Below are 15,280 nucleotides of genomic sequence, written 5' to 3'. Positions count from 1 at the left end.
TTATACATACCAGGCATGGGGTGGTGGAAAAATAGAAAGGGATACACAATAAACAAGTCTATAAGCAAACAAATGATATACGGAAAAATCACTTTAGAAGATTGGCGTACAGTCTGTGTAGAGGGAGAAGAGCCGGAATCTTCTTTTGAAAGTTATAATCTGAGACTTTTCTTTTTCGGAACTTTGTATAATCGGGACACCTTGCAGGCAACTCCGGATGATACCAATGCCAAGCTTGCTGCTGATGCGTTTCTATCCGATCCGGCATATGGCTTTTCACGCCTGGACGGTTCGTTCACCATAGTATATTATTCAGAAAATGAATGCGGAGTGGTGCGCGACCATCATGGCACGCATTATCCCGTCTATTGTCACATTGATGGTAATTTTGCCACTTCCTGGCAATTTTTAGAGGACCAACTGGAAGAAAATTTCGAGCCTAATCTGGTTTCATTGAGTACATTCCTTCAGCGTGGCATTTTGAAGAAGAATAATTTCGCCCTATTCGATGTTCATTCTTTAGGTGCCGGCGAAAAGTTCTACATGTTGACAGAGCTTGGTTATCTGATGCCGGTTTGGGCTTCTGTAAAGTTAGAGACACAAGCGAAAGTACATTCCATGTTTGATTCGCTGAAGGAAAGAAATCCCAGCTTATATGAAAAGGTGGCAGATGACATTTATTGTCTGAAGCGCGACAGCGTTTTTGAGCATGAACCCAAGGTGGCGACTGAACGGAATCCGGATGTAGAAACCTACTCCCGCCGTTATGGAGAATTGCATGCGCAAGCCATCCGCCGGCGTATCGGCCATAGCCGCAGGGTAGGTATCCTGCTGAGTGGCGGCTATGATTCCGGTTCAAACCTTGCTGCGCTGCGCAGCATTTACGACGGCCAGATTGACTCCTATTCCGTGGGCTTTAAAGGAGATGCCTGGACGGAGCTGCCCATGGCCCGTCTGATGTCTGAAACCTTTGGTACCCGCCACCACGAGTACGAGATTGACGGTACGGAAACCAGTGCCTTGCCCGACATTGTCCGTTTTCTGGGTGAGCCTTTTATGGAAGGCGGGCTGATGGTAAACTATTGTGCCATGCGCATGATAGGCGATGACAAGCCCGACGTGATTCTGGGAGGTGACGGCAGTGACCAGTATTTCGGTACTTCCGGTCGCGAAGTGGCGTTGCATTATCTATCCGCCCGCATAGGATTGCGTCCCTTGCTACGTGGCATCAGCCGTCTGCTGGAGCATGAAACCTTTGATACCGGTGGAAAGCTTTCCCGCATCAATTTCCATTTGGATAAGATACTTCATATTCTGGAAGGGGAGCGTTTCGGCTTCTCCGATTCTGCCTTGTGTGCCCTTCTGCAAAATCCGAAAGAAGATTTTGAGCCGGTAAAATCACTACGGCCCGATATCCATAGTTTCGAACATCTTTACGCGCAGCATGCCATTCTTTCCGATTTGGAGACTGTAATCAACCGTATCATTCTTTTCAAGGCTTCCAGCATGGCACGCATGTTCGGTAACAATCTGACGTATCCTTTTATGGACCTGGAGCTTTTCCATTTCCTGCAGGAGCTGCCGGTAGGGTTGAAGTGCAGGGGCAACAGTGTACTGGACATTGCGCGGGGCCGTTCCGTTTCTAAATATCTGTTAAAGCGCCATTATAAACCTTTACTTCCCGAGGCCATTACCTTGAAGAAGAAGCAGGGCGGTTTTGCACCTATGCCACTGTTCTTCCGTGATAGGGCCCGACGTGCTTTCTTTAAGGAATTTATTCTTGCTTCCGGCATTATGGACAACTATCTGCGTCGTGATGCAGTGGAGAAGTTTCTTACAGATTATGAACAAGTTGCAGAGAAGGAGGGTGGTTGGTTCTGGCATAGGCAGAACAAGGCTTTGCAATATTTCAATCTGTTGACGCTTGTTGTGTGGTGGGAAGAGTTTGTGGAAGGCCATGAGGTGAAATTCTGAAAATATGATTGAAAGCATGAAAGTTTCCATTATTGTTCCGGTTTATAATGTTGCCAAGTACATAGAACGGTGTTTGTTGTCCGTGTTGGACCAGACTTGGCAGGATTTGGAAGTCATTCTTGTGAATGACTGCACTCCGGACAACTCTATGGAGATAGCCAGACGGGTGGTGGCTTCGCATCCGCGCGGAACGGTGGTGAGATGTCTGGAACATGAAGAGAACAGAGGGCTTTCTGCTGCAAGAAACACCGGTATTTCAGCGTCTGTTGGCGATTATCTGTACTTCTTGGATAGCGACGACTATATTTCAGCGAATGCAATAGAGCTTTTGGCGGATGCAGCGGTGCAGAAGCGACCGGATTTTGTGATAGGCAATTACGAGGTGACCGGCGCCAGACGTTGGGCTCCTCCTTTATCATTAGGCACCGGGTTTTATGAAGGGAATGCTCTTGTACTTTCCACTTATGTGCAGGGAAAATGGTATGTCATGGCATGGAACAAGCTGGTGAGTCGTCCCCTCGTTTTGCAGCATAAACTCTACTTCCAGGAGGGCATTGTACACGAGGATGATTTATGGTCATTTAAGTTGGCATGTATGTCTCAAAGTATGTATGTCGTCAATGAGACCACTTACTATTATTCCATGCAGCCAGATTCCATCATGCGAGCGCCGTCTATGCGTAATTTGGAATGTCGTGTGCTGGTGCTTGGTTATATCTACGACTTTATCCGGTCTTCCCGGTGTTTGCAGGATAACCGGCTGATATATATATACTTTGAGAGTCTGAAGGCGAAATATTTTGACCGTATTCTGTATTTCACGAAAGACACATCCTTTCATTATCAGAGTTATTTGGTATTCAGGAACAAAAAGTATGCGTCTTTGTTGGAGATGACGGGCCTGCGTCCCGAATGGAAGCTGATGCTGCAGAACATCCATTATGTGCTTCCTACGTATGCCGGCTATCTGTATTTTAAGGCTTTTGTAAAGTCAGCCTACTATTTGTTGGTGTTGTCTATAAAAATGAAGGCAGTGTTTCATGCAAAATGAGCGAATATGAATAATCTTCCGGAAATATCCGTTATAGTACCCGTTTATAAGGTAGAAGAGTACTTGCCCCAGTGCATTGACAGTATTCTTGCACAGACCTTTACGGATTTTGAGCTGTTGCTGGTAGATGACGGGAGCCCTGACCGTTGTGGGGAGATTTGTGAAGAGTATGCCGGGAAGGATACGAGGATACGGGTGTTCCATCAGGCTAATGCAGGATTGAGCTGTGCCCGGAATACTGGTTTGATGAATGCTCGTGGAAGATATGTAACCTTTATTGATTCAGATGATTATGTAAAGCCTTGTTATCTTGAAAGGCTGTACGGTGCATTGCCTGCCGATAAAACGAAGGAGGGAGTAATAGTCGGTTCTCTTGATGCGTATCTGCCAAATGGGGACTTTCAAACGTTTCACGTTCCCGAACAAGATATAGCTTCGGAACAGATGTATCTTATATTGACAGACTTGATAGACAAGCGTGTTGCGTACGCAGGCAGCAAGCTATACGACCATCGGATTATCAAGCAATACCGGGTGGGCTTTGTTCCTTTTGTTTCCGGACTGGAAGATATGCTGTTTATGTTGGACTACCTGATGTATGCGGATTTTATGGTTATTCGTGATTACAATAATTACGTTTATAGAGTAGGGTATTCTGTAGATGTGTTGTCTGTGCGTATAAACAGCTTTCCGGCAGAATATGCAGCATTCTCCAATTTTTTGGAAAGGGTCTATGTGTATCAAAAGAAATTTAATTTGGAGGATAGCTCACTGGATAGAACATGGAATTCATTGACTGTCTTTTTCCATAAAGTGATTTTGGCCATCTATAAACCAGAGCATAAGTATACCCGGCAGGAACGGTTGTCTTTTTTACATCAAGTCCTTTTATCAGACAAAGAATGGATAAGACGATTTTTTCTTCCACAGTATAAAGCGGATGTGTTGGGCAAATTCTTGCTTTGCAGGGTGGGGGCATCGGCTTTTGATGGGTGGATGCGTTTCTTGTCAGGTATAAAATTCAAGAAAATGTTTGGAGCGAAATAACGGAGGGCATTATGAATATCTTGTTTATACATCCTGTCATGTTCCATCCCCAACGGGGAGGGATTGAAAGAGTAAGTGACCTTTTGTGCCGTGAATTCATAAGACGGGGACACCATGTTCTTTGTTTACATAGTGTGCGGGATGAAAGCCGCATGGATTATGCATATCCTGCATCCTCTTATTTTTTCCCATATCAGGTTCGGGAAGTAGAAAAGAACGGGTTGTTTTTCCGTAGTTTCCTGCAAGAGCACCGTATTGATATGGTCATAGACCAGGACCCGCAGACTTATTATACATTATATTCCTTCTCTAAAACCTTGCGGGACGTGTATATTATTTCCGTGATACATTATAATCCTCTTGGCATATATCATCATTTGGGAGAGTTCGTAATGTGGGTATCAGGAAAAAACACAATCATGGGAAAAATCAGAAAGGTGGCCCGTATCCTCAAAATTCCCATGCTTAAGTATGATTACAAGCGTACATTACAATCAGATTATGGAGGCATTTTTCGATATACAGATGCATTATGTTTACTTTCCTTGAAATTTCTTCCTGATTTGTGGCAGATATATTCAAAAGATTTGAGCCGGGTGATTGCCATCCCCAATCCGAATACATATCCTGCTCAAGAAAATACAGATTTTCTCAAGAAGAAGCAGATATTGTATGTAGGCCGGATAGAGTGGCGCCAGAAGCGTGTAGGACGGCTGATTGATATCTGGAAGCGTATATATAAAAAATTTCCCGATTGGGAGTTGGTCATTGTGGGAGACGGGCCGATAAGGCAGACATTGGAACAGAAAGCCTTAAAGATGGAACGGGTTGTTTTCACCGGTTGGCAAGACCCTGAACCATTTTACCGGGATGCAAGCATCCTATGTCTGACGAGTGACTTTGAAGGGTGGGGAATGGTATTGACCGAAGCCATGACATTCGGGGCGGTTCCGGTGGCGTTCAATTCGTATGCAGCTATCACAGATATTATTGATGATGGGAAGAACGGATTGTTGGTTCCTCCGTTCTCGCATAAGGAGTTTGCCCGGAAGTTGGGCTCATTGATGAAAGATGAAGAACTGCGCAGGGAGATGTCAAAAAATTGTGTGCAGTATGTGAGGCGCTTTGACATACAGAATGTGGCGGACGAGTGGGAAAATGCCTTTGACCGACTGAAATCAACAGCTCGTCAATGATGCCTTTTCAGTATCCGGTGAGCGAATGCACGTATGCCCGGAGTGAAAAGATAGAGCAACGAGCAGGTCAATATCCCATAAGTGGAAATCAGAATCATTCCATAGAGAATCCAATGTGTAAAAGAGCTTTCCGGTGTAAAGTCATTGCTTGGATAGAGATGGTAGCATACTATTCCCGGCAGCAGTATAATCAGCAGATGCTTGATGTAGCCCATCCAATAGTGAAGAACGGGTATTTTGAATCCTTGCGAATAAAGAAAGTAAGGTTTCCAAATGACTATGATGAGAAATAGGCTGGTTATGTTGCCCATCAAAATTCCCGGCAGTCCCCAAAAATGTCCGGCAATGATGGCAACAGTCAGGTTGATGATTACTTCCGCAATGGGAGCCCAAGTATCTTGAAATAAACCATACCCATAGGTAAATTGGTCTATGGCACCTCGGGTGTAGCTGATGAACGAGTTGATGATAATCAGATACAGAATATGTTGGGGCAATACGTATTCACTTCCCAGCCATAATGAAATAAAAGCGCCGGTCAGTCGAATCAGGGCAAATGAAATGGTTCCGGCTATCAAGAAACGGATACCCATCAACTCCCAGAATACTTGCTGGATACGTTTGGAATCACCTTCGGCTATCAGGTTACCTACTCCTGCATTGGTACTCCCTAATAGGTTGCTGATAAATATACTTATCTTATCAATAATGAGCGTATAGTTCCCATAGTAAGCCACAGTTTTGAGTGAGACGAAGGCATATACCAGGAAGGGAGTGGTTTGGAACTGTACGAAACTGCCCAGTTTATGGACAAAGAGCTGTTTGGTATACCGGGTTACTTCCGGATATTTCTTGAAAAGCAGCTTTCCTTGTTTCACTTCGCTTTTCAGCCAAGGGTATACCTGGTTGACTTTCCAGTTCAGGATAATGGAATAGACAATGCCCAGCAGAAGTTCCAGGCTAATCCATAGGTAATAGTTGCCCGTATAATAGACTAATCCCATTTGCAGACAAGTCTTTATCAGTACGGCACTTTGAAAATAGGCTGTCACTACATAGTTCTTCTGGTCTGCTCCCAAAAGGGTTTGCTTGTAATTGGCAAAATATCCTATTAGTGAAGTGGTCAGATACGAGAAAAATGCAAAATAGATGACGCCTAAATCAAAGACATTATTGGGGAATATCAAGGGCAGGAAGCATGCCAAGGCACATCCTGCACTTAGAATGATAAAACCGATACGGCGGTAGATGAAACCGAAAACGGAAATTATTTCATTGATTTTCTTTTCATCGTGTTCAAAGAGGGGTTTATACAGAACGTAGCCGATGGCTGTGCTGATACCCAATTCTGCAAGGTTCAGAAAACCCAAGAGATTGTTCAGTGTACCTATCAGCCCCATAAAGTCTGCGCCCAATGCATCCAGAAAGATTTTTCTGGAAAAAAATGATAGGGCTAAACTCAGGAAATAAAAAATGAGATTAACCCGCGCATTGAGCAATGATTTTTTAAGGCGTGACTCCTGAGGCATAAGTTTTTTGTTATTACCAGCAAAAGTACACAAAAAAATAGTATGCTCCCTTTTTTTGTGTATTTTTGTAGGTAAATGGTTGAATAATGAATTTATGGAGAAATGGCTGAGTTTTATTGTTCCGGTATACAATGTGGAAGATTATCTGTCTGAATGTGTAGATAGCTTGTTGAATCAGGATGTTCCGTCAGAGCTATATGAGATAATACTCTATGATGACGGGTCTACTGACGGAAGTCTGCGGATAGCACAGAAATATGGGGCTGATTATGCTAATATCCGTGTTTTTACCCATCTTAATTCCGGAGCGGCTGAAACTCGGAATGAAGCCATTGAAAAGGCGGTCGGCAAATACATCTGGTTTGTTGACAGCGATGATTTCATTGCTCCCGGCTTGTTGTCTCGTTTTTATGAGAAGACCCGCGAAAGCCATTTGGACATGCTGATATTCAATAATGTGGCTTTTGAAGACGGCAAATGCAGGCGTTTTGTCGGATTTGACGTACCTGAATCACCGATAAAGACGGGGATAGAGCTCTATCAGGATTTCTATTACAATCCGGTACTGACCAATCGCTTGATACTCCGTGACCTGCTGATAAAGCACCGTTTGCGTTATATTCCAGGGAATAAGGCAGAGGATTGTGTGCTGAATCCTCTTTGTTTTTATCATGCCAATGCTGTCTGTTCACTTCCGGTCGATGCTTATTATTATCGGATGCGTAGTCAGTCGGTGTCTCATCATGTTGATAATCAGAAAAGAATTATAGAGTCTTTATTGGAAGGGCTCGAAAACCACAGTGACTATGTGAAAGAACATCCGGCCCCTGATTTCTGGATGAGGGTTTGTGTACACGATATACGACGGGTACACATTTGGCTGGATACAGCTTGTGATAATAGAAAAGAGAAAGGCGAGTTCATTGGCCGGGAGAGATTGGCTCTAAGGTCGGCGTTAGAGCGATTGCCTTTCCGGTTGTCCATTGATTATGCTGTCTTATGTCTGGCTTCGCTTTCCCCTCTGTTGATACTGGATGTGCAACGTTTTTTACGTACAATGAAACGATGGATAAAAAGATGAATACTCTTCCGCTTATAACGCTGGGCATACCTATTTATAATGCTGCGGGTCTTATAGAGCGTACATTATTGTCTGCCCTTAACCAAACGTATCCGAACATTGAATTTATTTTTGTCGATGATAAAGGGGATAGTATGGATATAGTTCGCAGGGTAGCCGGGGAACATCCACGCGGAAGTGCTGTCCGTATTATCGACCAAGTGGTCAATCAGGGTACGGGGGCGGCACGTAATACCATTGTCGAGAAGGCGACGGGGGAATATCTGTTTACAATGGATTGCGACGATGTGCTTATACCGGAGTGCATTGAATTGCTGTATAATAAGATGCAGGAACATCCAGTGGATTTTGTGGCGGCATCCTTCGTCCGGCGTGATTTGGAAGGAAAAGTGTATCCCGGTGGATGCCAGTACGAGGATACTCTAATTACTGATGGAGATTATGCAGTGGCTAAATATCGTTACGGACGGGGGCAGAATATCTTTGTAGCTACTTGGAACAAGCTTTATCGGACGGATTTTCTGCGCAAAAATGAGGTTCGTTGTATTCCTCATTATCTGATTGATGACCCTTGGTTTACGTATCAAGTGATATTGCGGGCCCGTTCTTGCCGCTTGTTGCCGGATTGTACACTGTTCTTTACTTATAATCCTCAATCGGTCACCAGTTTGAAAGAGCTGCAAGGGTATTCAGAGTTTTTGACAGAACAATATATTGGTACGCAGTTGTTGAAGTCTGGGTATATACACTCTTTGACCGGCGAGTCTTTCTATAACGGACTGATGTTGGACATCATGAAAATGAGCCTTTATCATGCCAACCGGGTATATGCTTCTGCATGTATTTCGCCGGAGAAGAAGCGGCAATATCTGGAAAATCTTTTATCCCGCCATTTTTCTTATCCGTCACATTGGCATTTGGATAAAAATTTGATGAAGCTGCTTCCTTTTCTTCTGTTCTATATGATGCCTATGGCCGCTAAAAAGTGGTTGGTTGGCTTCATGGTCAATATAAATCTGAAGGATAAGGTGAAGCGCTGGCTTCATTTTTAGCAAGTGGCATTGTTGTTCATCTATTAATAGACGGATTCACTGTCCTTTATCGGCATGTAGTAGGGAACCAGATATTTGATGAATCCTTCGGCCACTTCCTTGTTGGGGAATCCCAGCCGATAGATGTTGAATTCTTCGTCATATTCCTTTATCGTGAGGTAGCCGCTTTGGTAAATCACGGCAATGGGATTATCCTTGAACGACTCCACGTCTGTCAGTGTCTCTGCAGTCACTCCTTCGCTCGTAAGGTCGGGCAGACAGAAGTTGTTGTCTTTCAGCAGTTTCACAAATATCCGTCATTGATAAGGCTCTCAAAACTCTGTATTCCAATAGGGTACTTCATACGGCTGAACTTTGTTTGATGCGCATTTTGCTTAATTAGAACAAATGTATGAATAAAAAATGAGGTGGCAAAGCTTTTGTCATGCTTTGTCACCTCTCTTTTCTTGGTTACCACTTCTCTTTTTTCACCTCAAAACACGGGCATTGTTTCGTCCATTCCATTGGTTCCACCTCTCCGTTGTTGTTCAGGTCGGGGCTGAGGTCGCGATGTCCCGCCACTTTTGCTTCCGGATAGTCCATCAGCAAAGCGCGGACCAATACGCGGAGCGAGTGGCGTTGCCATTCCGTGCGTGTGTCTTTGGGATTCCCATAGTGGTCCAATCCGCCTTCGTAGGCGATTCCGATAGAGTGGGCATTGTAGCCGCGGGCGTGGGCGCCGGCCCTCTCGACCGGGCGGGTAGTCAGGATTTGTCCGTCACGGCGGATGTAGAAATGATAGCCCGTGCCATCAAATCCACGTCGGCGGTGCGCGGCTTCCAGAGCTTGCCCGGTAAAGGGACGGTCCTCGCACGTGGCGCTGCAATGTATCACAATCAAATCAATTTTTCTCATTTTTCTTTACTGTTTGCCTTTGGGGGCTGTTCGCTAAAAGGGACCACCGCTGTTCATGGCGTGTGCGCTGAATGCACCCAAAAGTGCCGAAGCTACAGCGATGATTACTTTCAGAATCTTGTCCCAGGCTGATGATTTTGTACTCATGATGTTTGATGTTTAAGGATTAGGATTAAGGGTTAAGGATTAGGGATTAAGGATTAATGAACACAAGCTCATCCTTAATCCCTCTTTTTTATCCCAGCGGATTCTCCCCCTGGTCTCCGTCGGAACCTCCGCCATCGGGATTATTGCCGCCGGAACCTCCGCCGGTGCTATCCTTGTCGGCAGTTACAAGCTCGAAGACGAGGTTGTTTGCTCCACCTTTGGTGGTGGCGTTGCTGTCGTTCACCAGCCGCAGGGTGTTGGCTACCTTGAAGCGGATGTTGACGCGCTCGATGTTTTTCACGGTGCAGTCTTTGGCCAGTTCGGTGGCACGGCATTTAAAGGTGGTGTGGAAGATGCCGAAGCCGTCCAGACGGACACTGTTGCCGTCCGTCAGCGTCTGGCGCATCTGTCGTACGATGGCTTTGCCTACGTGCTCCACGTCTTCGGCCGACATGGCTCCCAGTGCTTCAATGTCTTGCGCGATACGGGCAAGGTCGAAGATTTTGGCATCTTGGGGCTTGCGTTTCAGGGTGTAGACCATGGGGGAGCTGCTGTCCCCGATTTTCTTGTGGCGCTGTGTGCGCACTACTAATGCTGTTGGCATGATGGTTGATGTTTAATGGTTAATGTTTCATTCCGAAAGGGGAAAGGAGGTGTCTCCGCGGCGATGGCCTCTGCTCCGTTTCGTTGATACAAAGATAGTACATGGGGCAGGGAGGATGGGAGGTTGGGGGAGGTAGGAGGAGGTTGGGAGAGGATAAGGGAGGTTATTGTTTCTTTTGTTTTGGATTTGTGACAAATAGGAGGTATATTTGTATTCGCATAGATGTGCGTAAACTGAATAAAAAGACATGGAATATGTTGGAAAACAGTAATCAGGATATGTGCTGTTTTAGCTCGTTTTGATGAAGTGCGTGAAGTGGTGGTATATGCCAATCTTGAAAACGAGGCATTGCGTGAGCATATAGACAGAGTGGGGGTGAGGATTTATGTGAAAAGGGGGGGAACCTTCTAAGAAGGCTCCCCGAAGACATTAATCATAAGCTGCACTTGTGCGGGCGTGTACCGTCGGCAATAAGGGTTCATGCCCGTGGCAAGCAGGCGTTGTTCCAGCCCGGGGGCGGTGCGTATCCATTCGTTCAGCCGGTTGACGGCAGTCTGCTGGGCAATGCCCGGAAGGTAGTACATGGCCAGTTCGCCTTTCCCGTAACTGCGGACGGGGAAGCGTGGCTCTGCAAAGGAATCATTCTGTTTCATCATATTCTTTAAAGTTTAGGTTGTATGTTTTCTTTAATAGGGATAACACGTGATTGCACGGATAACACGTGATTGCACAGTTTGCACATGCTTGCACCTATTCTCTTCTTTCCGTCTTGTAAAGATACGGATTTTTACTCGAATAACCTGCCTTGTTCTTCATTATTTTTCAACCAATTCTCATTGTCGAACTGCGTGTTCACCGGTCCCAGTTGCTCTCCTTGGGGGGTGTGGATGACGTCTTCCTCGCAGGGCCAGTAGCGTCCGTTCAGGTGGTTGTAGACGAACTTGGCTTCGGTGTGGGCACTGCCCAAGTGTTTGAAACGGACCTTCTCGATGTAGATGGTGGCTATCTGCTTCGTGTCGTTGCGGTCTACCACGAGGCAGAAGTCGGACATGTTGGCGAAGTTGGCAGAGCCGTTGATGTCGTTCATCTCGACACGGCGCCGGGTGCCGTCCTTTTCGTTGCGGTTCACCTTGCGGGGGTGGGCCACGAGGATGACGAGGCACTGGTTGCGGGTGGCGAAGCGTCCCAGCTTGTTCAGCGTGTCGGTGATGTAGTCCATTTCCGTCTGCCCCGGTTCCAGACGTTGTTCCAGGCGGTTCATGGGGTCGATGACGAGGATGCGCACCCCTTTGCGGCGCACCACCTGGCGGGCTTTCTCCAGGATGTGGTCGATGCCGTAGCTCCCGTCGTCGGGCAGGATGTGCGACACGTTGCGGTCCAGCCAGCCCACTGCCTGCCCGTAGAGGGCTTCCGTCATGCCCGGTCCGGGGGTGAAGCGATGGCCGGTCAGCTTCTCCGCCAGCTTGTGCAGGTGGTAGGCGATGGGCATGTTTTCGGGGCTGAAGAAGGCGATTTTCCACTCGTGGCGCAGGCAGAGGCGCAGCACCAGCTCGTCGGTGAATTCGGACTTGCCGTCGCCGGGGCGTCCGGTCATCACCAGCAGGCGGCGGGGCTCGAAGGTGCAGTGTTCGTCGAAGTTGTCCCAGCCGGTGTCGGCACCCCGCTGCAGGCCGTTCTCGTAGAGGGAGCGCAGGTCGTCGCGGCAGTCTTCGGCGGTGAAGATGCCTTCCAGGGGCACTTCTTCGGCTTGCTCGATGCAGATGCGGAGGCTTTCGGCGCCGTATTTCACCAGATGCTCGTTGGCATCCTTGCAGCCCTCGCCGAAGTGCACGATGCGGCAGCGTTCCACCCCGAGGCGGCGCGTGAGTTCCTGCCGGAGCGACTGCCCTGCCGGGTCCTCGTCTACGGCGATGTAGATGGCCTGCTTGTCTTCGAAGTGCGACTCCACGAAGCGGTCCAGCCACGTGAGGTTGCTCTGGGCGCCGGCGGGCACGGAGACGACGTCCTTGCGTCCCGCGGCGATGACGGCTGCCGTGTCGAACTCGCCTTCGGTGATGATGCACTCCGGGGTGCCGAGGATGCTGTCCACGTTGTAGGGGATGAGCTCGGCGCCCTTCACCATCATGAAGTGCTTCAGGGCGCTGCGGTACTTGGTGTTGACGAGTGTCCCGTTCTCGAAGTAGTTGAAGCAGATGCAGTTCTCCTCCTGGCTGCTCTCCGGGAGGCGCACCGTCTCTTCGGTGATGCGCAGGGTGCGCAGCAGCTCCTGCGGCAGGCAGCGGACGGTGGTCCAGTAGCGTTCCAGGTTCTCGGAGAGTTGCATCCGGGCAGGGTCGAAGGTGGGACGGCGGAAGTGCTGGGGCGGTGCGGCGGGCTTCCGGTGCATGTCGCGGCGTTGCTGCTTGAGGCGTTCTTCGGCGTCGTCGGGCACGTAGAGCTTGTAGCCGCAGTGGTGGCAGTAGCACAGGCCTTTGTCCAGGTCTACGGAGAGTGACTTGTTGCCTTTGTGTCCGCGGGTGTCGTTGCATTGCGGGCAGATGGTCTTGATTTTGCCGCTGATGCGGCCGCGGGTGTCAATGCCGCGTTGATGGAAATTTCTCATATAGGTTTGCTTTAGTAGTTTTCTGATAATTTTTTAGACGCAGATTTTAGTTTCAGGGCAGCCTGAGGGGTTGAAATGCCACACTTAGCGGGTTGAAATGCCACACTTCACGAGGGTAAATGCCACACTTGGGACGTGCTGAGGTGTGGCATTCGGAACGTTGACATGTGGCATTCGGAACGCTGACGTGTGGCATTCCGGATGCCGGAGTGTGGCGTTTCAGCCGGGTTTCTGTTTCGGCTTTTTCGATGAAGGCGGCGGGGTTTGCGACGTCCACGAACGGGCAGTTTCGTTCCAGAAGGCGGTATTGTCCGGTCGGGGTGGCGCTCCGTCGGGGATGGGGCAGCCCAGGTAGGTGCGCCGTCCGTTCACCAGCTGCTCATAGCGGTAGGGGTTGGGCGGTGCGGCGGCAGACTGCTGCTTTTCGAGGCCCTGCAACAGCATATGCAGTTCCTGCGAGGTGCGCTGGCCGGCCCTTACGAAGTTGACGAAATATTGTCGGGTGTCTTTCATGTTCAGCAGCACATTGCCGTTGTCGTGCAGTATGACGTGCTGCCTGAATACCTCCACAGCCTCTTTGATGTGCGTCTTCAGCAAGCTGCCATAGCCGCTGTGCATGCAGGCCACGTCCAGCCAGGCACTTTCTTCGGTGAGTTTGTCTATCAGCGTATGCCAGGGTTCGATGGGAGCGGGTGTTGTTTGGGGTGATGAAAGTGCATCGGCAGCAGCAGCTTCTTTTTCTTCTGTTGTTGCTGTTGTTGTTTTATTAATATCTATAGTCTTCTTATTAGTATTTGTGGCGTTTTTAGCTAAATACTTGTTGTTTAGTGTATTGCTTGACAAATCAGACTGTTTTTTGCTTTTATTCCTCGATACTTTTTGCTGTTTTTCGTCATTTTTTGCTTTGGAATCCGGCTTTTCCTGAGTAGTTTTTTCCGTTTTTTCGCCTTTTTTGTGTAGGGGATTCAACTCTTTGGGCATAAAGTATCCGTCTTCTTCCAGTTCAAAAAGGTCGTATTCCAGGATGATTTTCTTAAGGTAGCATAAGGTGATTTTCTTGCTGTCGCAGTAGGCACGGAGATAATCCAGTTGCGCGCGCGGTTCTGGCAAGATTGACAGTTTTTCGATGATAATCCAGTAGGCACCCAGTCCTCTGAGTCCTTCGTTGTCTACCAAGTGTTTCATTCTGGGGTCGAACATTGACATTAAGGAGTGTTGGAAATAAAAATTCTTTTTCATATATATTTTTTTAGAGGGGAAAAGTAGTGCGTAAAGCGGGGCTGCTTGTTGTGGCGACGGCGTTTTCCGTAGTATTTTTCTCTTTGTTTGGTGATGCAAAGGTAGGGATAATAGGATAAGCCTGCAAATGGACTTTTGTAGGCTTAACGCATGCTTTGGCGTGTCCAGAAGCTATTGTATGGGTGTTCTGGCCTTCGTCTGGGGAACTGAAGCCTACAATGGTGAAATATGTGATTTTTTTTAAAAAAAGTTGATGGTGGAGCTCTTTCTTTGTGGGTTCCTTCACTTGCTACATTCGTAAACATTTGACTCACAGTAGCTATTGTTCTCTGGACTTTGTTTTGTGCATGCGTGTCATCTGCCGTATGTGGGCCAGACTGCGCAGTTCGCTTTGGGAGAAAGACGATTTTCCTTCCAGCAAGCCGCCAATTGCCTCTGCAATGATTTCCAACTTATCCAATAATGGATTTCTACTGTGTGCAGTATTCTTTTCGATGCTTACTGCGGTTTGGCCCTCGCTATGGAGGGTCAGGGTCGTTTTTTTATGTTCATTATTAGTTAAAAAATATCTTGGCAAAGATACTTAATTATTGGTATTTTACCATTTATTATACGAAAAAGAAAAGTGCATGAAAAAAATGAGGGGGGGAGAATTTGTAAAACATCTATAAAACATTAACTTTGTACATGATTATTTAAATCAAATGGAAAAAAAAAATTTGCAATCAAAAGTTATAGATGTACTGCGGTTTCCTATGATTGTTGGAGTCGTTCTGTGGCATTCTTTTTTTGAAGGTATTATGGGATTGGATATTCCGGATTCAGGGATACCGATATATCATACTCCCTCTTTTTTTATATCAC

Annotated in this window: 14 protein-coding genes; 6 read left to right on the top strand and 8 right to left on the bottom strand. The window is 47.2% G+C overall.

Annotated features, from left to right (window positions below; all coding sequences use genetic code 11):
- Positions 1-72 precede the first annotated feature (72 nt).
- Genes ABUA47_RS16800 through ABUA47_RS16785 form a run of 4 tightly spaced genes read left to right on the top strand, consistent with a single transcriptional unit; the run spans position 73 to position 5,268 of the window.
- Positions 73-1,974 carry an asparagine synthase C-terminal domain-containing protein gene (locus ABUA47_RS16800; protein WP_009038293.1) on the top strand — a complete coding sequence of 634 codons (1,902 nt, stop codon included), beginning with the start codon at positions 73-75 and terminating at the stop codon, positions 1,972-1,974.
- Positions 1,975-1,990: 16 nt separating this feature from the next.
- Positions 1,991-3,025 carry a glycosyltransferase family 2 protein gene (locus tag ABUA47_RS16795; protein WP_229031896.1) on the top strand — a complete coding sequence of 345 codons (1,035 nt, stop codon included), beginning with the start codon at positions 1,991-1,993 and terminating at the stop codon, positions 3,023-3,025.
- 6 nt (positions 3,026-3,031) lie between these two features.
- Positions 3,032-4,072, top strand: a complete 1,041-nt coding sequence (locus ABUA47_RS16790; RefSeq protein WP_005827459.1) for a glycosyltransferase family 2 protein — start codon at positions 3,032-3,034, stop codon at positions 4,070-4,072.
- 11 nt (positions 4,073-4,083) lie between these two features.
- Positions 4,084-5,268 (top strand): glycosyltransferase, encoded by a 1,185-nt coding sequence (locus tag ABUA47_RS16785; protein ID WP_009038295.1) that lies wholly within the window; start codon positions 4,084-4,086, stop codon positions 5,266-5,268.
- On the opposite strand, the gene ABUA47_RS16780 is transcribed toward ABUA47_RS16785, so the two are convergent.
- Entirely contained in the window at positions 5,262-6,797 is a 1,536-nt protein-coding gene (locus ABUA47_RS16780; protein WP_005827464.1) for a lipopolysaccharide biosynthesis protein, read from the bottom strand. The two genes, ABUA47_RS16785 and ABUA47_RS16780, sit on opposite strands and share 7 nt — an antisense overlap.
- 79 nt (positions 6,798-6,876) lie before the next feature.
- Between ABUA47_RS16780 and ABUA47_RS16775 the strand changes: the two genes are divergently transcribed.
- Complete coding sequence (locus tag ABUA47_RS16775) at positions 6,877-7,878, top strand: glycosyltransferase (protein ID WP_240054551.1); 1,002 nt, start codon at positions 6,877-6,879, stop codon at positions 7,876-7,878.
- The gene (locus ABUA47_RS16770; protein WP_005827470.1) at positions 7,863-8,930 is read left to right on the top strand and encodes a glycosyltransferase family 2 protein; all 1,068 of its coding nucleotides are present in this window, start codon (positions 7,863-7,865) and stop codon (positions 8,928-8,930) included. The genes ABUA47_RS16775 and ABUA47_RS16770 overlap by 16 nt, the downstream gene beginning before the upstream one ends.
- A gap of 23 nt (positions 8,931-8,953) precedes the next feature.
- On the opposite strand, the gene ABUA47_RS16765 is transcribed toward ABUA47_RS16770, so the two are convergent.
- The 7 genes from ABUA47_RS16765 to ABUA47_RS16735 form a co-directional block, all read right to left on the bottom strand.
- Positions 8,954-9,217, bottom strand: a complete 264-nt coding sequence (locus ABUA47_RS16765) for a hypothetical protein (protein ID WP_055288649.1) — start codon at positions 9,215-9,217, stop codon at positions 8,954-8,956.
- A gap of 163 nt (positions 9,218-9,380) precedes the next feature.
- A complete protein-coding gene (locus tag ABUA47_RS16760) occupies positions 9,381-9,824 on the bottom strand; it encodes an N-acetylmuramoyl-L-alanine amidase (protein WP_005827473.1) in 444 nt (147 codons plus the stop codon).
- A 33-nt stretch (positions 9,825-9,857) separates the two neighbouring features.
- Positions 9,858-9,971 (bottom strand): smalltalk protein, encoded by a 114-nt coding sequence (locus tag ABUA47_RS16755; protein ID WP_005827475.1) that lies wholly within the window; start codon positions 9,969-9,971, stop codon positions 9,858-9,860.
- A gap of 88 nt (positions 9,972-10,059) precedes the next feature.
- Entirely contained in the window at positions 10,060-10,575 is a 516-nt protein-coding gene (locus ABUA47_RS16750) for an HU family DNA-binding protein (protein ID WP_057097863.1), read from the bottom strand.
- 407 nt (positions 10,576-10,982) lie between these two features.
- Positions 10,983-11,231: a DUF4248 domain-containing protein gene (locus ABUA47_RS16745; RefSeq protein WP_005827481.1), complete on the bottom strand. Its 249-nt coding sequence runs from the start codon at positions 11,229-11,231 to the stop codon at positions 10,983-10,985.
- A 131-nt stretch (positions 11,232-11,362) separates the two neighbouring features.
- Positions 11,363-13,177 carry a bifunctional DNA primase/helicase gene (locus ABUA47_RS16740; protein ID WP_347774241.1) on the bottom strand — a complete coding sequence of 605 codons (1,815 nt, stop codon included), beginning with the start codon at positions 13,175-13,177 and terminating at the stop codon, positions 11,363-11,365.
- 219 nt (positions 13,178-13,396) lie between these two features.
- Positions 13,397-14,416, bottom strand: coding sequence for a hypothetical protein (locus ABUA47_RS16735; RefSeq protein WP_347774239.1), 1,020 nt, complete (start codon positions 14,414-14,416; stop codon positions 13,397-13,399).
- Positions 14,417-15,280: the final 864 nt, after the last annotated feature.

It is taken from the genome of Bacteroides sp. RTP31139st1_H2_RTP31139_211217, from assembly GCF_040227615.1.
GTDB classification, from domain to species: Bacteria; Bacteroidota; Bacteroidia; order Bacteroidales; family Bacteroidaceae; genus Bacteroides; species Bacteroides uniformis.
The sequence above is the reverse complement of the archived record's forward strand: the minus strand, read 5'-3'. Positions and strand labels throughout refer to the sequence as shown.